We start from the raw sequence: 18,965 nt of genomic DNA on the forward strand, positions 1-18,965 counted from the left end.
CGCGGGGAGTGCGGAAACGGTCCTGCTCGGGGGGTGGGTGGGCGGCTGCTCCGAGGGTGGGGGCGTTACGTACCCGTTGACCCCGGGCGTCCGGTCGCCCGGCGGTGCCGGGCGGGCCCGGAGCGGCCCGATCGTCCAGTGCCGGTCGCCGGGGCGGGTGGCGGGTGAGACGAGGCACGGGGGCGCACACGGGGGGCGCGCTCGGGCGCGCGGGCTGGCCGGCTCACGCGGGCCGGGGCGCGGGGGAGGGCGGCACGGGGGCGAGCCGGAAGGTGTCGCCGGCGGAACGGACCAGGCCCCCGGTGGGCGCGGGGAAGTGCGTGCCGAGCAGCAGGGTGTCGGTGTCCGCGAGCGCGGCGAGCAACCGCCGCCGGGTGGCCCGGGCCTGCCTCGGGTCGGCGTCCACGCAGCTCGTGATCGCGGGGTCGAGAAGCTGTACGGGGTGGTGCACGCAGTCACCGGTGATCAGCGCGGTCCCGGTGCCGCTGCGCAGCTCCACGGCGAGGTGGCCCGGGGTGTGCCCCGGGGTGGGCAGCAGGCGTACGCCGGGGGCGACGGTGGTGCCGTCGGCGGCGACGTCGACCAGGTCGAGCAGCCCGGCGTCCGCGACGGGGTACACCGAGTCCCGGAACATCTGCCGCCTGGCGTCCTCCAGCTCCACCCCGGCCCAGTGGTCCCACTCGGCGCGGGCGGTCAGGTAACGGGCGTGGGGGAAGGTGGGGTGCCACGCGCCGTCCCGCTCGCGGGTGTTCCAGCCGACGTGGTCGGTGTGCAGGTGGGTGAGGATGACGAGATCGACGTCGGCGGGCGCGAAGCCGGCCGCCGTCAGGCGGGCCAGGTAGTCGCTGTCGAGGTGGTCCCAGGCGGGGTTGGCGCGCGTCTTGCCGTTGCCGATGCCGGTGTCCACCACGATCCGCAGGCCGTCCACCACGACGGCGAAGCTGTGACTGGCCAGCCGCAGCACGCCGGCCTCGTCGGCGAAGTCGGGCCGGAGCCAGGGCGCCTGGTCCACCACCTGGGCGGTGGCCGACGGCAGCAGCCAGGGGCCGGTCGCGGGCGGCAGCGTCACCTCGTCGACGCGGTGAACGCGCAGATCGCCGACGGTCCAGGCGGGCGGGGTGGCGAGCGGGCGGGGCGAGTTGGGCATCGGGCGAGTCCTTCTCGGGTGGGTCGGTGGGTGGCGAGTGCGCCGCGCGGCTCGTACGGGGTGGCGTCGGGCGGCCGGGTAGTACGGGCCCTCGGGCGGTGCGGGGCGGTCCGCGGCGGGGGTCAGACGGCGACGGAGGAGCAATAAAAGCGAACCGTTTGCATTAGTGGACGCTAGTCCCTAGGCTCCAGCTAACGCAAATTTTCTGCTTTAAATGGGGAGCGCAGGCGCCCCACGGCCGTCACCCACCGGCCGACACCCCGACGAAGGGCACCCATGAGCACTCCGGACCTGACCGCGCGGGAGGCCGCCCACTGGGCGCACCGCGCGGGCCTCCCGCTGGACGGCGAGCGGCACGCCGTCGTCGCCACCACCGCGCAACACATCCACGCCGTCGTCAGCAGGCTGCGCGAACTGGACTTCGGCGAGACCCACCCCGCCGCCGTCTACTCCGCCCTGCCGGAGGTCCCCGATGCGACCCTTTGAGCTGACCCTCACCGAGGCGAGCGACGCCCTGCGGCACCGCGAGCTGTCCGCGACCGAGCTGACCCACTCCGTGCTGGAGCGGATCGAGGCCGTCGACGCGCGCGTCGGGGCGTACGTCACCGTCACCGACGAGGTGGCGCGCGCGGCGGCCGAACGCGCCGACGCCGAGCGGGCGGCCGGCCGCGACCGCGGCCCGCTGCACGGCGTCCCCGGCGGCCTCAAGGACCTCATCGACGTCGCCGGACTGCCGACGACGGCCAGTTCCCAGGCGCGCTCCGGGCACGTGGCGCACTCCGACAGCGCCGTCGCGGCCCGGCTCCGCGAGGCCGGCGCGGTGCTCGTGGGCAAGACGCACACGCACGAGTTCGCCTACGGCCTGACGACCCCCCAGTCGCGCAACGCCATCGACCAGGACCGGGTCGCCGGCGGGTCGAGCGGCGGCTCGGCGGTCGCGGTCGCCGCCGGGGCGGCCACCTTCGCCCTCGGCACCGACACCGGCGGATCGATCCGGGTGCCCGCGGCGCTCAACGGCCTCGTCGGGCTCAAGCCGACCTACGGGCTGCTGCCGCGCTCCGGCGTCACCTCCCTGTCCTGGTCCCTGGACCACGTCGGCCCCATCACCCGCACCGTGCGTGACGCGGCCCTGCTGCTCGCGGCGCTGGCCGGGCCCGACGCCGGCGACCCGGCCAGCCTGCCCGCCGGGTCCGCCGGCGACGTGCTGCGCGGCGCGGACGAGGACGGGCTGCGCGGCCTGCGCGTCGGCGTCCCGAGCACGTACTACTTCGAACGGGTCGACCCCGAGGTCGAGGCCGCGGTGCGCGCGGCCATCGCACGGCTGGGTGACCTCGGCGCCGAACTCGTCGAGGTCACCACCCCGATGGACCGCTACATCCACGCCATCCACTGGGGCCTGATGGTCCCGGAGGCGACCGCGTACCACGAGCAGACGCTGCGCAGCACCCCACAGTCGTACGGCCCGGACGTGCGAGTGCTCCTGGAGGCGGGGGAGTTGGTCTCGGCCGGCGACTACCTGCGCGCCCAGCGCGCCCGCACCCTGCTGCGCCGGGCCTGGGCGCGGGTGTACGAGCAGGTGGACGTGGTGGCCGCGCCGACCGTGCCGATGACCGCGGTCCCGGTGGACCAGCACGCCGTGCACTGGCCCGACGGCACGGTCGAGAGCGTCTCCGACGCGTACGTGCGCCTGAGCGCCCCCGCCAACATCACCGGCATGCCGTCGCTGACGCTGCCGGTCGGCCGGGACGCGGCGGGCCTGCCCATCGGCATGCAGCTCATGGCCGCCCCGCTCGCCGACGCCACCGTGCTGCGCGCCGGCCGTGCCTACGAGGCGGCCCACGGCGTACGCACGACCCCCGGCGCGCTGGTGTCCTGACCCGCGCGCCCCGCCACGGCCCCGTGGGCGCGGACCCGCGCGCCCACGGGGCTGGCCCGCGCCGGCCCCCCGTCGCCGGTGCGCCGGGGTGCGCCGGGCGCGCGACCGATGGCCGGCGGCCGGCTAGACGCAACGATGTGGCATTAAGGTGGAGACATGAGCCCCAAGCCCATGGCGCGGCCCGGTGGGCGCAGCGCCCGCGTTCAGGCATCGGTGCACGCCGCCGTGCACGCGCTGGAAGCCGAACGGGGACGGGCCGCGCTCAGCGTCCCGGCGATCGCGGCCCGCGCGGGCGTCACCCCGTCCACCATCTACCGGCGCTGGGGCGACCTCCAGGAACTCCTGTCGGATGTGGCGGTGGAGCGGCTGCGCCCCGAGGAGCCCCCGCTCGACCTCGGCGACGTGCGCGCCGACCTGACGGCCTGGGCCCGGCAGTTCCTCGAGGAGATGGCCTCGCCCACGGGCCGGGCGTACATCAGGGACGCGCTGCTCGGCGACCCGGACGGCGGCAACGCGGGGCAGTGCTCGACCTACGCCGCCGCGCAGGTCGAGGTCATCCTCGGGCGCGCGCGGGAGCGCGGCGAGGCCGTGCCCGACTGCGAGGCCGTCCTCGACAGCCTGGTCGCCCCGATGATGTACCGCATCCTGTTCCGGCCGGGTCGGCTGACCGACGCGTACGCCGACCACCTCGTGCACGCCGCGCTCAGCCGGCCCGAACGGCTCGTCTAGCCGCGCCCCCGGGCCGCGCCTCCTCGCGGGCCGTCCCGCGAGGGCCTACGTCGCCGGGTCGAGCTTGCGGCGGAGGGTGGCGGCGAAGTCCTCGGCCGCCAGCAGCCTGGCCCGCAGCGTCTCGCAGCGCGCGTCGGCCACCTCGCGGTACGCGTCGAGCCGCTCGCGCAGGCGCTCCCGCTCCTCGCCGGTGGGCCCGTCGTCGGCGACGGCCAGCCGGTCGGTGATCTCCAGCAGGTCCCGCATCTCCTCCAGGGAGAAGTCCAGCGGCTTCATCCGACGGATGACCATCAGGCGCTCGACGTCGACCTCGGTGTACAGCCGGAAGCCACCCTTGCTGCGGGCGGACGGTGTGACCAGGCCGACCTCTTCGTAGTGCCGGATGGTGCGCAGCGACAAACCGGTCCGCTCGGCGACCTCACCGATCTGCATCCGCCGTTCCGTCATCGCAGCGTCGTCTCCTTGGGTGCTCTCCGTCGCCCACCAGGCGGGAAGTACCCCAGCATACGGATCAGCCGTGCCGCGCCGGCCCGCCGTGGCGCCCGGGGCGGACCGCCGGCATGCGTACTCTGCCCTCACGTTAAGGTAGAGTTCGGGCGGCGCCGGGCGGGGCGTCACCCTTCCCCGGAGACGGCCTCACCGCCCCGGGTCGCTCCCTCAGGTGGCACTCTGGAACGTCCGGGTGACGCTGCCCGACCCGCGGTCGACGGAGCCCGCGCCGCGTGCCCCGCGTACGGCCCGCGACGACGCCCCGGCGCCACCCGCCGAGGCCTTTCCGCTGTCTCCCACCCGCTCCGTCCGCTCCGTCCGCTGGGCCGGGGCCGTACACGACGCGCACGCCCCCGCCGCCCGGGCGCGGGCGCCCGAACAGAAACGGTCGCATGTCCTCACCGCTGTCCCCCGCCGCCGCGCTGCGCGCCCGCTTGCCCAGGGGCGTCGGCCGGCCTGACTGGCTCGCCTCGCCCAAGGTCTTCCGTACCGAGGTGCTGGCCGGACTGGTGGTGGCCCTGGCGCTGATCCCCGAGGCCATCTCGTTCTCGATCATCGCCGACGTCGACCCCAGCGTCGGCCTCTTCGCGTCCTTCACGATGGCCGTGGTGATCTCCTTCGTCGGTGGGCGCAAGGCCATGATCTCCGCCGCCACCGGCGCGATCGCCCTGGTCATAGCCCCGCTCAACCGCGAGCACGGCTTCGGCTACCTGGTCGCCGCCGTCATCCTCGGCGGGACCTTCCAAGTGGTGCTGGGCGCCCTGGGGGTGGCGAAGCTGATGCGCTTCGTCCCACGGAGCGTGATGGTGGGCTTCGTGAACGCCCTGGCCATCCTAGTCTTCATGGCACAGGTGCCGGAGATGCACGACGTGCCCTGGGCGGTCTACCCGTTGATCGCCGCGGGGCTGGCGTTGATGGTGTTCTTCCCGAGGGTCACCAGGGTGATCCCGGCGCCGCTGGTGGCCATCGTCACCCTGACCGTGATCACCGTGGCCGCCGGCATCGCGGTGCCCACCGTCGGCGACAAGGGCGAGTTGCCCTCCTCGCTGCCGGTGCCGGGCCTGCCGGACGTGCCCTTCACGCTGGACACGCTGACCACCGTCGCCCCCTACGCCTTCGCCTTCGCGCTGGTGGGCCTCATGGAGTCGCTGATGACGGCCAAGCTCGTGGACGACATCACCGACACCCACTCCGGCAAGACCCGCGAATCCGTCGGGCAGGGCATCGCCAACATCGTCACCGGCTTCTTCGGCGGCATGGGCGGCTGCGCCATGATCGGCCAGACCATGATCAACGTGAGGAACTCGGGGGCCAGGACGCGGCTGTCGACCTTTCTGGCCGGGGCCTTCCTGATGGTGCTGTGCATCGTCTTCGGGCCGGTGGTCTCCGACATCCCGATGGCCGTGCTGGTGGCCGTCATGGTGCTGGTCGCCGTGGGCACCTTCGACTGGCACTCGGTCCACCCCGCGACGCTGCGGCGGATGCCGGTGGGGGAGACGCTGGTGATGGTGGTCACCGTGGGCTGTGTGGTGGCCACCCACAACCTGGCCGTCGGCGTCATCGTCGGCACGCTCACCGCCATGGTGATCTTCGCCCGGCGGGTGGCGCACCTGGCGCGGGTCTCCGGCGTCCTCGACCCGGACGGCGGCCAGGTCGTCTACGCCGTCACCGGGGAGCTGTTCTTCGCCTCGTCCAACGACCTCGTCTCCCAGTTCGACTACGCCAACGACCCCGACGACGTGGTCATCGACCTCTCCGACGCGCACGTCTGGGACGCCTCGTCGGTGGCCGCGCTCGACGCCATCGAGCACAAGTACCGCCAGCGCGGCAAGAAGGTCACCATCGTCGGGCTCAACCAACCCAGCGCCGCCATCCACGACAAGCTCGCCGGCCAACTCACCGGCGGACACTGAACCGACCACCGCACCCCGGGCCCACGGACGCCCGGCTCGCGCCCGACCGTCCGTGGGCCCGGGGGAGCGGAGGACCACCCGGCAGTCGAGGGTCAGCCGGAGGCGGAGGGTTGGAAGTCCATCCGGTAGAAGACCGCCAGGTTCCGCATGCCGGTGAAGACCTTGGAGACCTTGGCCGTCATGCGAAAGCCCGTCGGCAGCCGGTCGTTGTCGAGGTCGAAGGCGCTCATCGAGGACACGCAGCGCAGCCGGGAGTCGATGGCCTCCAACTCCTCGCAACTGTCGAAACCCCAGTGCACGGTGGCCTTCGCGGCCTGCACCGCCTTGTTGAGCTTCTGCAGCTTCGTGCCGCGCCTGCTGAGGCCGTCGAAGACGAACTGACCCCTCGGGAAGTGGTCGAGGACGCGCCGTACCAGGTCCTTGCCCTCGTCCTCCCTCAGGTACATGAACAGGCCCTCGGCCACCACGAGCACCGGCAGGTCGCCCTTGATCTCGGCGAGCCACATCGGGTCGGTCACGGACGCGCCGATGGCCGTGTAGCCCTCGCGGTCCGGGAAGAGCTGCCCGCGCAACTCGATGACCTCGGGGTAGTCCACGTCGAACCACCGCACCCCCGGCCCCGGGTCGATGCGGTACACCCGGGTGTCGAGACCACACCCCAGGTGCAGGACGACGCACTCGGGGTGGGCCGCCAGGAACTCACGCGCCCAGTCGTCCAGGCACCGGGCCCGCAGGGCGATCGCGGTGTCGTCGCCGCGCCGCAGGCCCACGGTGGAGAAGTCCACCTCGATCTGTTGGACGGCGTCGTACGCCATGGTGTCGTGCAGGATGGAATCGGGGGACTGGGAGTCCAGCGCCCTGCCGTAGAGGGTGGGAAGCAAAGTGGCCTTCTCACCCGCGAGATTCACTTTCGTCATGTATCTGACGCTACGCCCGATTGGCTGATCCTCGCGTACTTCACGCCGACCGTACCCGTGCGAGTGAGGCCCGGTCGCGGTGCTGACCGGGTCCCGGGTCAGTGGCGCGGGCCGCCCCGCCGGGTGGGCGGGGCGGCGGGCCGTCAGCGGAGGAACGTCGGGCGCGGGGGCCGGGGCGCGGTGCTCGGTCCGCGCCACGGTGCGGCGTCCGGGGTGGGCGCGGCGAAGTCGGCGCTGGTGAGCGCGGCGTCGGCGACCGGAATGGTGATCTTGCTGGCGGGCAGGTCCACCGTCGCCCGCGCGCCGGTGGCCGTCTCGAAGTACAGGTACTCGGCGGGCGTTCCGGCGAGCACGAGCCCGATCCGGTGGCCGGGCTTGAGGACGTAGTCGTTCGGCAGGGTCTGCCAGCGGATCTGGTAGCCCTGGCCCGGCGTCAGCGGCTGCGGGTCGCTCGCCGAGGCGTGGTTCTGCGCGTCCAGCGAGCCGCGGGCGATGACGTGCACCGGGTGCTTGGCGGTCACGTTGACGGCCTTCTTGTAGCAGGCGTCATCGGCCGTGGTGCTCTCGCCGTGGCAACTCTCCTCGTCGATGAGTTGGACACCGTCGTGCAGGTTGTTCTGCGGCTCGTTGCGCAGCACGTCGACGCGCTCGTCGGTGCCGTAGTCGACCAGCAGCGCGGTGAGGTTGCTGGTGGGCTTGTCCAGCGAGAGCCTGATGTCCACGGACGGCGTGCCGGAGATCCGGGCCTGGCCGGTCAGCGGCTGGCTGACATAGGCGAGTCGGCCGGGCTTGGCGGTCGTCGGGTCGGTGATCAGATCGGCCTCGCTGGCCTTGACGTCGGTGAACGACTGGGAGCCGGTGCGGGCGGGACGCAGCCCGAGCGAGCCGTCCGCGCCCGGGTGGAGCGAGACCGACGAGGTCCGCGCCGGCCAGTCGGACTGTGTCGTCCAGGTGGTGGGCCCGGTCTGGAGATCGACCCGCGGCTCGTTCATGATCCCGTTCTGGATGCCGTACAGCCAGTGGTCGAACCACCGGTGCAGGGTGTCCACCCACACGTCCCGGCGCCCCGGGAAGTCGAAGCCGTCGGTGTGCCCGTACTGCCCGAGCCACAGCTTGCGCGGCACACCCTGCTGCTTCAACCCCTCCCACCAGTGGGTGAACTGGTTGGGCCGCACGTTCTGGTCGTTGAGGGTGTGCGCCACCAGCACGCTCGCCTTGACCCTGCCCACCTCGGGCGCCGGCTGGGCGACGTGGTTGCGCTCGTGCCAGTACGCGTTGTAGTTGCCGGTCGCGTCGTCCTCGCCGGCCCTCAGGTCGTCCCGTACGGCCTGGCACTTCGCGTCCGGGTCGGTGTCCAGCTCGGTGGACAGGTAGTGGCTGAACCCCTCCCAGTGCTTGGCGCCGCGCGAGCGGGTGATGTCGTACCAGGAGCTGACCGCCGAGATCGGCACGATCGTCTCCAGCCCGTCGACGCCGGTGCCGGCCACGGCGTTGGCCAGCATGCCGTCGAAGGACTTGCCCACCATCCCGGCCTTGCCCGTCGACCAGTGGGCCCGCGCCTCGCTGCCGTCGGCGCGGTAGGCCCGGGCCCGGCCGTTCAGCCAGTCCACGGCCGCCCTGCTGGCCGCGACGTCACTGTCGCCCCCCACCGTGAGGCAACCGTCGGACTTCGCCGTGCCCGTCGTGTCCACCTGGACGACGGCGTAACCACGCGGCACGAAGTAGTTGTCGTAGTGCATCGGGAACGTGGTGGGCCGGCCCCGCTCGTCCCACGCCTTCTTCTCCGACTCGAAGCCGCGGCCGACCGTGTCGTTGTACGGACTCGACTCGATGATCGCGGGCACCCTGAGGCCCTGGTCGGTCTCCCTGGGACGAATGACGTCCACGCCCGCGCGGTCCAGCTTGCCGTCGCGGTCGCTGTCGACGTCGAGCTGGACCATGAGGTGCTCGCGGACCGCGTCCCGGTACGAGAACGCCGCCTGCGTCCGCCCGTCAGCCACCGTGATCGTGGGCCGTTCGGGTGCGTCGGTGCCGTCGGCGATGGCCGAGCCGACGGCGAGGGTGGCCAGGGACGTCGTCGCCGCGATCGCGGTGATCGCGCCCCGGCGCCATCGTGAGCTGAACACGCGGACCTCCTTGCTGCGGCAGTACGTGCGCGCGTGGGAGAGGGATCATCCAGTCTGGGTAGGTGATCCTCCCGCCGCATCCTGGCGTCCGGCTAAAACCCCAGGTGTCGCCGAGCCACCGCGCACGGGGCCGGGCCGCTCGGGCGGGGCGCGGGTCAGGGCGTACGGAGCTGACGGAGCCGAAGGGGGCGATGGAGCCGAAGGGGGCGACGGGGCCGGTCGGGCTGACCAGTCCGACCGGGCGTGGGACGGGCCAGGGTGGGACGGCCGCCCACCCTCCGGGCCTTACCCACCCTCCGGGCCCTACCCGCCGTCCGTGCCCCGCCCGGCCACCGGGGCGAACTCCCGCAGCGCCGCCTCCACGATGGCCTCCAGGCGCGCGTGGTGCGCTCCTCGCCAGTACACCCGGCGGCAGGAGACGCACTGGGCGAAGACGTCGTAGGTGCGGCGCGTGCCGTGTTCGAGGTGTTCCCCGACCGACTCCTTGTCCGCCTCGGCCAGCAGCCCGTTGCACGCGCTGCACCGGGTCCACGGCGCGAGGTGGGGCGCGAACCGGCCCAGCACGTCCCGCAGTTGCTCGTCGGGCCGGTCGCTGTACACGTACGCGCCGGCCCACAGCTCGCGCCGCCGCAACAGGCCCCGGTCGCGCGAGAGCAGCACCCGGCGCTCGCTCGCCGACCGGGTGGCCAGCGCCGCGTCGCCGATGTCCTCGTTCTCGTACGCGGTGTCGATGCCCAGCAGCCGCATCCGGCGCGCGAGGGTGCCCAGGTGGACGTCGAGGAGGAAGCGCAGCGGCGCTCCCGGCACCCGCTGGGGCCGCCGCACGGGGCGCACCTCGACCGTGCGGCCGTCGCCCGGCACGTGCGCGGTGGCCACCGGGTCCCCGTCGACCAGCAACTCGCCCACCTCGGTGAGCGGGACGCCGAGGGATTCCACGACGTGTCCGAGCGAGGAGGTCCCGTCGGTGGCGAGAGGGAAGGACGCACCCCTGCGGTCCGGGGTGACGAAGCGGTGGAGTGCGGGGTCGAGCTTGACCTGGAGGTGAGGACGCGCGTTCACGGGCGCCAGCATGCCACCGCGCCCGGCGCGTTGGCGCGCCCTTTCTTCCCTTTCTTCCCGTCCCCTCGCCCCCTTCCTCCCGTTCCTTCGTCCCACCCTGCGTCCCAGCCTGGGCGCGAGCCCCGCCGCGGCCCAGTCGGAGAACCGTGCGAGGACGGCGAGGGGTTGGCGAGTTAGGGCGGGCCTTTCGGCGGCTTACTTGAATGATCGGTCAAGTTCTCCTAGGGTGAGCGCATGAGCAGGGTGAAGGAGTTCGACCCGGACGCCGCGCTGCGGGCGGCCATGGAGCTGTTCTGGCGCAAGGGGTACGAGGCCACCTCGATGCAGGACCTGGTGGACCACCTCGGGCTCGGTCGCGGCAGCATCTACGGCACCTTCGGCAGCAAGCGTGAGCTGTACCTCAAGGCCGTGGACCGCTACGGCGAGGACGCCAGGGAGGCGTTCGTCAGCCGCCTCTCCGGGCCGGGCCCCGGGCTCGACGCGGTGCGCGGCCTGGTCCGCTTCTACGTGGAGGGCGCGCTGGCGGACGAGGACCACAAGGGCTGCCTGATGACCAACACCGCGGTCGAACTGCCCGCGGACGAGGGGGCGCGCCGGCGGGTGGCCACCGGCCTGGAATCCCTGGAGACGGCCATCATGGGGGCGCTCGTCCGGGCCCGTGCCGAGGGCGAGTTGGCGCCGGACAAGGACCCCGCGTCGCTGGCCAGGTTCCTGGTCACGCTGCTCCAAGGGGTCCGCGTCGTGGGCAAGACCCCGGTGCGCGAGCGCTTCCTGAAGGACACCGTGGAGCGGGCGCTGGCCGTCCTGGACTGAGCCGCCGCGACGGGGCCCGTCACCCCCGTCCCCCGTTCCTCCCCTCATCTCCGGCCCGGAGCGCGCCCGCCTCGCGCCGTACCGCGCCGCCCGGCGCTGCGGCGCCCGCACGCGGCCGTCGCCGCCTGCGTGGCCGAGCCCCAGGTGCCGGGGTGGCCCGAGCCTGTCTCGCGCCTGACGTACCCCTGCCCGCTTATTTGACTGCTCATTCAAGAAAACCGGAAGCCTTCACGCCCGACGCTCGACACGGCGAGAAGGCGCGACCGGCCAGAAGACAGAAGACGAGAAGAAGAGCGAGAAGGAGACCCACCCCATGACCGACCACCGCCCCGTCCCCACCGACGCCGAGTTGGCCGCCTCGCTCGCCGGCGACTTCACCAGCGCGTATGCCACCGTCAACGGCGTCCGACTGCACCACGTCACCGGCGGCAGCGGCGCCCCGCTGATCCTGCTGGGTGGCTGGCCGCAGACCTGGTGGCAGTTCCGGAAGGTGCTGCCCGAGCTGGCCCGCACCTTCCGGGTGACCGCCGTGGACCTGCGCGGCATGGGTGGCTCGGACAAGCCGGCGGATGGTTACGACAAGCGCACCATGGCGCGGGACATCCACGAGCTGATCCGACACCTGGGCCACGACTCGGCGTTCGTCGCCGGACACGACATCGGCGCGTCGCTCGGCTACCACCTCGCCGCCAACCACCCGGCGTCCGTGCGCCGCCTGGCCACCATCGACCTGGGCGTACCCGACGACTCCTGGCTGCGGATCGGCATGCTGCCCGGCTCGGACGAACAGGCAGCGGCCATCGCCGAGGGGCGCGGCGGCTACCCCTGGTGGTTCGCGTTCAACCAGGTTCGCGGCCTCCCCGAGGAACTGCTCGCCGGCCGCTTCCGCCCGCTGATCGACTGGCTGTACGGGCACATGCTGCTGGACCAGGCGTCCGTCGAGGAGGACGCGCGGCGGATCTACGCCCACGCCTACGACACGCGCGAGGCCATCCGGGCGGGCAACGGCTGGTACCAGACGATGCGCCAGGACATCGCCGACCTGGCCACCCACGCCCCCGTGACGCTCCCCATCCTGACGCTGGCCGGCGAGACCAGCTACGCCGCGCTGCGCGAACAGATGGGTCCCGACAAGGGCACCGACATCCGCGTGGTCGAGGTGGCGGGCAGCGGCCACTACGTACCGGAGGAACAGCCGGAGGCCGTGGTGCGGGAGCTGCTCGCCTTTTTCGGGGAGGACGCCGCGCCGACCGGGGGCGCGCGCTAGGCACGCCGCCGACCGCCGACGCGAGGGGCCCGCCGGCCATCCGGCACCCCGCACGGAGCGCTTCCCTGCCCTCCCCGTCACCGCCCGGCGGTCGCTCGGGGCAGGGAGGCGGGCTCAAGGAGCGCGCCTCCCCGCCCCGCTCAGGGCTCCTCGCACGACTCCGGGTCCAGATCCGGTGGGCCCGGTGGGCCCTGCGGGGCGAGCAGGGCGGCGAGGTTCTTCTCGTACATGGACTCCCAGCCCTTCCTGTCCGCCAGGATCTTCCGCACCGCCGAGCACACCTCGCGCTTGAGGACCGGCTGCCCGGGGAGCATCGCCACGCCGTACGCCTCCGTGCCCTCGATGGTCTCCAGCCGCCGGACCTCGCCCGCGTACGTCTTCTCGTAGCCCGCGAGAATGACGTCGTCCGAGGCCACGGCGTAGACCTGCGAGTCCTCGTCCAACAGTTCCTTCAGGCAGCGCTTGTAGCTGGTGGGCGGGGACTTCATCATGGTGAAGCCGAGCTTGGGCAGTTCCTTCCAGTACGTCGACTTCTGCGGCGTGCACACCTCCACGCCGAGCTCTTTCAGGTCGTTGGGGCCCTGGATGTTGGGGTACTTGCTCGACTTCTCGTGCACCAGGAACCCGCGGCCCGCCTTGTAGTAAGGGCCGACGAAGTCGATGTCGCCGTCGTTCCGCATGGTGTACGAGGCGACGACGAGGTCCACCGTCTTCTTCGCCAGCTCGCTGCTGCGGTTCTCGGTGGTCACCGCGGAGAACTTCACGTCCGCCTTGTCCGTGTACCCCAGGTGCTCGGCGACCTTGTAGGCCATGTCGATGTCATAGCCCGTGTACCTGTCCTTCGTGCCGGGTACCCGTTCGCTCAGGCCCGGCTGGTCGTCCTTCACGCCGATCCGCAGGATGGGATGCGTCTTCCGCCATGTCGGCGTCCCGGGGCCGCCGCCCTGGCGGTCCGGGCCGGCGGTACCGCTGCCCTCGGCCTTCTCGCCGAAGTCAAAGCCGTCCGTCACGAACCAGCCGGCGGTGATCAGCAGTGCGACGCACGTGGCCACCGCCACCACCACCCTTCCCCTCTTACGGGGGCCGGTTCGCGGGCGCTCCTCCGCGAGGGCGGGATCGGGGTCGGGGGAGGCCGGTTCGGGCGAGGCCGGGGCAGCGGCGGCGGGAGTGGCGACCCTCGGCGCGGGGTCCGGCTCGAGCGCGGGCGCCGGTGGGGGTGACTCGACCCTGGCCGGGCCCGCGTTCGACGTACCGCCCAGCACCTCGCGCAGCATGACGTCGGCCGTCGCCGCGTCCAGGCGCTCGTCGGGGTCGCTGCGCAGCAGCCCCTGGATCACCGGGGCGAGCGGGCCGGCGTAGCGGGGGACCGGGTTCGGCGTGCGCAGGATGCTCTCCTGGACCTCCCAGACCTCGCTGCCGCCGAACGGGAGGCGGCCCTCGACCATCTCGTACAGCGTGACGCCGAGCGCCCACAGGTCGGACGCGGGCGTGGGGCCGCGGGAGCCGGGTGCGAAGAGTTCGGGTGCCAGGTACGGGGGCGTGCCGATGATGCTGCCGGGTCGGGTGAGGGAGGCGGCGCCCACGAACGTGGCGATGCCGAAGTCCACCAGGATCACCAGCCCGTCGTCCCGGACCAGCACGTTGCCCGGCTTCACATCGCGGTGGACGACCGAGGCCGCGTGCACCGCCCGTAGGCCGCGCAGGATCTGGTGGCCGATGTCCGCCGCCCTGGGCACGGCGAGCACCTGCTGGCTGCGGAGCAGGTCCGCCAGCGACCCGGCGTCGAGCAGCTTCATCACGATCCAGACCTGGTTGTCCGTCTCGACCTGGTCGTGGACCGTCACCACGTTCGGGTGCTCGATCTTGGCGATCGCCTCCGCCTCCCGGCGCGCCCGCTGCATCGCCGCGTCCTGGGTGCCGGCGGTCATCGCGTTCCGGTCGAGCAGGCCCTTCACTGCCACGTACCGGCGCAGCCGTCGGTCATGGGCCTTCCACACCTCGCCCATGCCGCCGCTGCCGATCGGTTCCAGCAGTTCGTACCGGCCCTCGATCACCACGTGCGGACGGCCGGGCGCGGGGGAGTCCTTGTGCGTCGGCGTCCGGGGCCATCTCTGTGCCGCTTCGGAGTCGGCCCGCGCCGGTGTGCTGCCCGCCCAGGGGTCGTGGGGCCCTCCGCCGGCCCCGGCCCTGTCTTCGTCTCGCATGTGCCCCCCTCGCAACCTGAACCAGGCCACAGTAAACGCTCAGTCAAAAGTATGCGGAGAGAGGCGAGATGAGGCGATACGAGGGCTGAATACCGTGCCCTGAGGGGTGGGACGGAGGTGCTGCCGGTGGTGGAACAAGGTAGCGCCGAGACCCGGAGATGTCAGCGGGTCGCGCGGGCGGATGTTCGCGGCGGGGGAGACGGACCGGCGGCGGCCGGAACGCCAGGAGGGGGCCGCTCGGCGACTCGGCGCCGACGTGGGCCGCCGACGTGGGTGTGTGCCGGACGCGATGCCTTCGTGGGTGATGCGCGGGCTCGGCCTCGCCGAGGGAGACAGCCGTCGTCGCCGCTACCCGGCGGAGTCCGCCAGTCGCCTTCGCCCCGCCCGGACCTGTCGGCTTCGGTGGTACGAGGCGCGCGAAGCATGCGAGGCATACGAGGCAGGAGGGATACGCGGGGCCGCGTGGCGGGGACGGGGCGGGGCGGCGTGGGGCGGGGGCGGGATTTCTCGTGGAGTGAGGCAACCCGGACGAGGCATGGAGCGTGTTCTTAAGGGGAAGGCGTGCGAGACACCCCGCCGACGTGCCGGTTTTCTGTGGCGCGGGGCACATGTGGGGCCGACTGGCTGGGTGTGCCGATGCCGCGAGAGCGTCCGGCGAGATCACTTAGAAACGGACTGTTCGGGCTTATCGGGCTCTGTGCTGCAGCTCACGGGTGTCGCTGGTTGATCTGTCACGCGGCGTGTCCGTGCGATGTCGGCTGCCCGGCCGGACCCCGCCCCCGTCAGGGATATGGCCGCTGTGGGCGTCCGGAAGATGTCGCCCCGGGAGACAGATCCCGTACGCAGTGTTATCTCGCATTGCGAGCTAATGCCTTAATTGATCTTTATCGGGCGGTTCATGGCTTGTCGCCGGCGAAATGAATGTGTTTTGTTGGCGCTCCCGCTGAAACGAAGGCGGGTATCCGACGCCGGGATGCCGAATCTTGCCGCTGGCCGAGGAGAAACTTCAAAGACATGACGGCAAGAGCGGGGGAACCAGGTAAGTGCCGTACCGCGCCGAGCGCGGTCGGCTAGGGGTGAAGACGTGTCGCGGCGCCAGGCGCCGCGCAGGGCACGTCCGGGCAACTCCAGCCCGAATCCGACAGCTCACCTCGCAGGCATAGGAGAGGGATACCCCTATGTCTCATCGCACGCGTCACCGCCGCATCAGCCCGCGTCGCCTCGGTATGTCCGTCGCGCTGACCGCTGGCGGCGCCAGCCTCGCCATTCCCTTCCTCGGTGCCACCCAGGCCAACGCCGCCTCGGTGGACGTGTGGGAGAAGGTCGCCCAGTGCGAGGCGACCGGCAACTGGAGCATCAACACCGGCAACGGCTTCTACGGCGGCCTGCAGTTCACCGACAGCACCTGGCGTGCCTTCGGTGGCGCGCAGTACGCCCCGCGCGCCGACCTGGCCACCAAGGACCAGCAGATCGCCGTGGCCGAGAAGGTCCTCAAGGTCCAGGGCCCCGGCGCCTGGCCCGTGTGCTCCGTCAAGGCGGGCCTGACCGCCGGCGGCCCGGCCCCGCAGGTCTCCCCCGACGGTGCCCGCGAGCAGGCGAACACCACCCGCGACGCCCGCACCGCGCCGCAGGCTGCCCCCAAGGCTGCCCCGAAGGCCGCGCCCAAGGCCGCCGCCCCCAAGGCCGCGCCGAAGGCCGCCCCGAAGGCCGAGAGCAAGCCCGCTCCGCGCACCCAGAACTCGACCGCCGGCACGGCGTACACCGTGCGCTCCGGCGACACGCTGTTCAAGATCTCCCAGGCGCACGACGTCAACGGTGGCTGGCGCGCGGTCTACGACCGCAACCAGGACGTCATCGGGGACAACCCGAACCTGATCTTCCCGAACCAGCACCTGACCCTGCCCGGTGCCGGCTCCGCCGCCAAGGCCCCGCAGCAGAAGGCGGCCCCGCAGGCCGCCCCGAAGGCCGCCCAGCCGCAGGCGCCGAAGCAGCAGGCCGCCCCCAAGGCCGCGCAGCCGCAGGCCGCCCAGGCCGCGCCGAAGCCGCAGGCCGAGGCCCCCTCGGCGACCGGCTTCACCGCCCCGGTGGCCAACAGCGCCATGGGCACCCCCTACCACCAGTCCGGTGGTAGCTGGTCCAGCGGCTACCACACCGGCGTGGACTTCCCGGTCGCCACCGGCACCTCCGTGAAGTCGATCGGCGCCGGCCAGGTCGTCTCGGCCGGCTGGGCGGGCTCGTACGGCAACCAGGTCGTCATCCGCCACGCGGACGGCCACTACAGCCAGTACGCCCACCTGTCGCAGCTCTCCGTCTCGGCCGGCCAGTCGGTCACCGGCGGTCAGCAGATCGGCCTGTCCGGCAGCACCGGCAACAGCAGCGGCCCGCACCTGCACTTCGAGGTGCGCACCGGCGCCGGCTACGGCTCGGACGTCGACCCGGTCAGCTACCTGCGCGGCAAGGGCGTCAGCCTCTGACCAGCGGCTCGACCGTTGAGCGGGCGCCCCTGACCGATCGCTGATCGAGGGCTCCCCGTACCACCGCACCACCCGATGTGCCCCCGCGCCGACCCGGCGCGGGGGCACATCGGCGTTCCGCGAGGGCAGATTCGCCTTCCGTGGGGGCATTCGGTGGCCGGCCACCCGGGTGCTACGGGGCGGGTGCTGGGTAGAGTTCCCGCTCATGGGGTTGTGGAACGGGGAGGAACCCGCGAAACAGGGTGGCACCGAGCCCGAGCGCACCGCCGACGGTCCCGTGCGGAGCGTCGACGGCCCGGCGCGCGGCGTCGGCGAGCGCGAGACGCTGGCAGCCCGCGACGCCTCGGCGGCCGAGGCCGACCCACCCACCGACACCGGCGGCACCCCGCCGCGCCACGCGCCGGCCCCCCGCCCCGCCGCCGACCCCGCGCCACCCACCGACCCGCACGCGGCCGGCGACCCCGCCCCGCCGGGCGCCCCCCGGCTCCCCGACGACCGACAGCCGTCCGACGCGCCCACGGCGGCCGACGGCCCGAACCCGCCACGGGACGACGCGCGGCAGGCTCAGCCACAGGCACACGAACAACCACAGGGACAGTCACAGACACCCGCACAGCCACAGCCACAGCCACAGCCACGGGTGACGGCACAGGCACAGCCGCGGGCGGAGTGGCAGTCCTCCGCGTGGCAGCCGCCGAGCGCCATCGAGCAGGAGCTGTACGACGCGAAGACCCGCGGCGACTGGGCCCGCTACGTCACCGCGCTGGCCCACACCCCGCTCTTCGTCGCGGACTCGCGGGAGCGCGTGGACGCCCATCCCGACACCGTGGTCTTCACGCCCTACCGCGACCCGCGCACCCGCACCGACTGCCTCGCCGTGTACACCGAGGGCATGCTGCCGGCGCCGGCCGAGGACCCGGTCTTCCACTCCGGCTCGCTGGGTTGGTACGCGCGGGTGTGGGGGCCCAAGGACCCGCCGTGGCTCGCGGTCAACCCGGGCAGCCCGTGCGAGGCGTACTTCCCCACCACCCCGAGCCACCGCGCGGTCTGGCAGCAGCACGCGGACCGCGCCGCCGCCACCGACGCCCCGCCACACCCACAGCTCCGCGCCCTGATCGTGGGCGGACCGCTGCGCGGCCCGGTGGCCCACGGTCTGGCCTGCGGGGCGCTGCTCAGCGTCAACAACGCCGAGCTGTGGAACGCCATGGCCTACCACGGCGGCGGCTACACCGCCGAGCGGGACCGGCTGAGCGAGTGGTGGGGCATCACCTCCCGCGCCGACTGGCAGCGCACCCTGGAACTCCTGCTGCGCGCCGAGATGACCAGCCCGGTATGGGAGTTCACGCTTGGCATCCGCCGCTCGCTGGCGCTCGACTTCGCCGGCGCCGTCGACGTGGACCACTGGCGGCAGGTGGCGGAGCGGGCGCTGTGGCACAACGCCGCCGAGGCGGCCGAGCCGCGCATCACCCCGGACGGCGTCACGGTGGCCCAGCCGCGCAGCGACGCCGAGGTGCGCTCCCAGGTCGCCGGCGTGCGCCGGCTGATCGGCCGCATCACCCGCTACGAGGCCAGGTTCCGCGCGGACGGGCTGCTCGCCGACGGCAGGTTCGTCCGCTCGGTGGAGGCGTGGGACTACGGGCGCGCCTCCTGCATGGCCCGCTGGGGGCTCGGCGCCCGCTACTGCACGCTGTCGGAGGCCGAACAGGCGGTGCTGCGCGCGGGCCGGCTCAGCCAGGCCAACTACCGTTCCTGGGCGGACTTCTCCGCTGCCTACATCCTCGGGCGCTGTCTGCACTTCGACGAGGAGGAGTTCGGGGACTGGTACGAGGAGATGGTCGCCGCCCACCGGCTGCTGATGTCCGACCCGGGCAGCCCCTGGCGGAACCTGCCCTGGAAGTAGCGGGTCGCCGACGGGGCGGGACCGGGTCGGTGAGGAACGGCCGCCCCGTCA

Annotated in this window: 14 protein-coding genes and 1 riboswitch; of the genes, 8 read left to right on the forward strand and 6 right to left on the reverse strand. The window is 72.9% G+C overall.

The features are described 5' to 3' along the window. Window positions 1-223 precede the first annotated feature (223 nt). Window positions 224-1,147 (reverse strand): MBL fold metallo-hydrolase, encoded by a 924-nt coding sequence (locus AC3CHW_RS30890; RefSeq protein ID WP_488468652.1) that lies wholly within the window; start codon window positions 1,145-1,147, stop codon window positions 224-226. Window positions 1,148-1,423: 276 nt separating this feature from the next. On the opposite strand from AC3CHW_RS30890, the gene AC3CHW_RS30895 reads away from it, so the two are divergent. From AC3CHW_RS30895 to AC3CHW_RS30905, 3 genes are all read left to right on the forward strand, one after another. After that, window positions 1,424-1,633 (forward strand): hypothetical protein, encoded by a 210-nt coding sequence (locus AC3CHW_RS30895; protein ID WP_459247679.1) that lies wholly within the window; start codon window positions 1,424-1,426, stop codon window positions 1,631-1,633. Then, window positions 1,620-3,023, forward strand: a complete 1,404-nt coding sequence (locus AC3CHW_RS30900; protein WP_488468653.1) for an amidase — start codon at window positions 1,620-1,622, stop codon at window positions 3,021-3,023. The genes AC3CHW_RS30895 and AC3CHW_RS30900 overlap by 14 nt, the downstream gene beginning before the upstream one ends. 156 nt (window positions 3,024-3,179) lie before the next feature. Next, window positions 3,180-3,752 (forward strand): TetR/AcrR family transcriptional regulator, encoded by a 573-nt coding sequence (locus AC3CHW_RS30905; protein ID WP_398609047.1) that lies wholly within the window; start codon window positions 3,180-3,182, stop codon window positions 3,750-3,752. 45 nt (window positions 3,753-3,797) lie between these two features. Here AC3CHW_RS30905 and AC3CHW_RS30910 read toward each other — a convergent pair whose 3' ends face one another. Next, a complete protein-coding gene (locus AC3CHW_RS30910; protein WP_277323297.1) occupies window positions 3,798-4,199 on the reverse strand; it encodes a MerR family transcriptional regulator in 402 nt (133 codons plus the stop codon). A 434-nt stretch (window positions 4,200-4,633) separates the two neighbouring features. Between AC3CHW_RS30910 and AC3CHW_RS30915 the strand changes: the two genes are divergently transcribed. Beyond that, window positions 4,634-6,154, forward strand: coding sequence for a SulP family inorganic anion transporter (locus AC3CHW_RS30915; RefSeq protein WP_488468654.1), 1,521 nt, complete (start codon window positions 4,634-4,636; stop codon window positions 6,152-6,154). Between the two features lie 92 nt (window positions 6,155-6,246). Here AC3CHW_RS30915 and AC3CHW_RS30920 read toward each other — a convergent pair whose 3' ends face one another. The 3 genes from AC3CHW_RS30920 to AC3CHW_RS30930 form a co-directional block, all read right to left on the reverse strand. After that, window positions 6,247-7,071 carry a class I SAM-dependent methyltransferase gene (locus tag AC3CHW_RS30920; RefSeq protein WP_488468655.1) on the reverse strand — a complete coding sequence of 275 codons (825 nt, stop codon included), beginning with the start codon at window positions 7,069-7,071 and terminating at the stop codon, window positions 6,247-6,249. Between the two features lie 143 nt (window positions 7,072-7,214). After that, complete coding sequence (locus tag AC3CHW_RS30925; RefSeq protein ID WP_488468656.1) at window positions 7,215-9,197, reverse strand: CocE/NonD family hydrolase; 1,983 nt, start codon at window positions 9,195-9,197, stop codon at window positions 7,215-7,217. Window positions 9,198-9,500: 303 nt separating this feature from the next. Continuing rightward, window positions 9,501-10,268, reverse strand: coding sequence for a Mut7-C RNAse domain-containing protein (locus AC3CHW_RS30930; protein WP_488468657.1), 768 nt, complete (start codon window positions 10,266-10,268; stop codon window positions 9,501-9,503). A gap of 222 nt (window positions 10,269-10,490) precedes the next feature. Here AC3CHW_RS30930 and AC3CHW_RS30935 point away from each other — a divergent pair, with 222 nt between their 5' ends. Both AC3CHW_RS30935 and AC3CHW_RS30940 read left to right on the forward strand, forming a co-directional pair. Continuing rightward, window positions 10,491-11,069, forward strand: coding sequence for a TetR/AcrR family transcriptional regulator (locus tag AC3CHW_RS30935; RefSeq protein WP_488468658.1), 579 nt, complete (start codon window positions 10,491-10,493; stop codon window positions 11,067-11,069). A gap of 313 nt (window positions 11,070-11,382) precedes the next feature. Next, window positions 11,383-12,336, forward strand: a complete 954-nt coding sequence (locus AC3CHW_RS30940) for an alpha/beta fold hydrolase (RefSeq protein ID WP_176160524.1) — start codon at window positions 11,383-11,385, stop codon at window positions 12,334-12,336. A 140-nt stretch (window positions 12,337-12,476) separates the two neighbouring features. Here AC3CHW_RS30940 and AC3CHW_RS30945 read toward each other — a convergent pair whose 3' ends face one another. Continuing rightward, complete coding sequence (locus AC3CHW_RS30945) at window positions 12,477-14,540, reverse strand: serine/threonine-protein kinase (protein ID WP_488468659.1); 2,064 nt, start codon at window positions 14,538-14,540, stop codon at window positions 12,477-12,479. A 981-nt stretch (window positions 14,541-15,521) separates the two neighbouring features. Next, a riboswitch (cyclic di-AMP (ydaO/yuaA leader) is annotated at window positions 15,522-15,715 on the forward strand. Between the two features lie 3 nt (window positions 15,716-15,718). Here AC3CHW_RS30945 and AC3CHW_RS30950 point away from each other — a divergent pair. Together AC3CHW_RS30950 and AC3CHW_RS30955 are read left to right on the forward strand one after the other, a co-directional pair. After that, complete coding sequence (locus tag AC3CHW_RS30950; protein WP_488468660.1) at window positions 15,719-17,014, forward strand: transglycosylase family protein; 1,296 nt, start codon at window positions 15,719-15,721, stop codon at window positions 17,012-17,014. Window positions 17,015-17,219: 205 nt separating this feature from the next. Continuing rightward, entirely contained in the window at window positions 17,220-18,914 is a 1,695-nt protein-coding gene (locus AC3CHW_RS30955; RefSeq protein ID WP_488468661.1) for a DUF1266 domain-containing protein, read from the forward strand. The last annotated feature ends 51 nt before the right edge of the window (window positions 18,915-18,965 follow it).

It is taken from the genome of Streptomyces sp. MGP-BFMKR1, assembly GCF_057766585.1.

Excerpts from the sequence above, each read along its gene's own strand:
- AC3CHW_RS30890 (WP_488468652.1), bottom strand. The coding sequence starts at position 1,147 with ATGCCCAACTCGCCCCGCCCGCTCGCCACCCCGCCCGCCTGGACCGTC.
- AC3CHW_RS30895 (WP_459247679.1), top strand. The coding sequence starts at position 1,424 with ATGAGCACTCCGGACCTGACCGCGCGGGAGGCCGCCCACTGGGCGCAC.
- AC3CHW_RS30900 (WP_488468653.1), top strand. The coding sequence starts at position 1,620 with ATGCGACCCTTTGAGCTGACCCTCACCGAGGCGAGCGACGCCCTGCGG.
- AC3CHW_RS30905 (WP_398609047.1), top strand. The coding sequence starts at position 3,180 with ATGAGCCCCAAGCCCATGGCGCGGCCCGGTGGGCGCAGCGCCCGCGTT.
- AC3CHW_RS30910 (WP_277323297.1), bottom strand. The coding sequence starts at position 4,199 with ATGACGGAACGGCGGATGCAGATCGGTGAGGTCGCCGAGCGGACCGGT.
- AC3CHW_RS30915 (WP_488468654.1), top strand. The coding sequence starts at position 4,634 with ATGTCCTCACCGCTGTCCCCCGCCGCCGCGCTGCGCGCCCGCTTGCCC.
- AC3CHW_RS30920 (WP_488468655.1), bottom strand. The coding sequence starts at position 7,071 with ATGACGAAAGTGAATCTCGCGGGTGAGAAGGCCACTTTGCTTCCCACC.
- AC3CHW_RS30930 (WP_488468657.1), bottom strand. The coding sequence starts at position 10,268 with ATGCTGGCGCCCGTGAACGCGCGTCCTCACCTCCAGGTCAAGCTCGAC.
- AC3CHW_RS30935 (WP_488468658.1), top strand. The coding sequence starts at position 10,491 with ATGAGCAGGGTGAAGGAGTTCGACCCGGACGCCGCGCTGCGGGCGGCC.
- AC3CHW_RS30940 (WP_176160524.1), top strand. The coding sequence starts at position 11,383 with ATGACCGACCACCGCCCCGTCCCCACCGACGCCGAGTTGGCCGCCTCG.
- AC3CHW_RS30945 (WP_488468659.1), bottom strand. The coding sequence starts at position 14,540 with ATGCGAGACGAAGACAGGGCCGGGGCCGGCGGAGGGCCCCACGACCCC.
- AC3CHW_RS30950 (WP_488468660.1), top strand. The coding sequence starts at position 15,719 with ATGTCTCATCGCACGCGTCACCGCCGCATCAGCCCGCGTCGCCTCGGT.
- AC3CHW_RS30955 (WP_488468661.1), top strand. The coding sequence starts at position 17,220 with ATGGGGTTGTGGAACGGGGAGGAACCCGCGAAACAGGGTGGCACCGAG.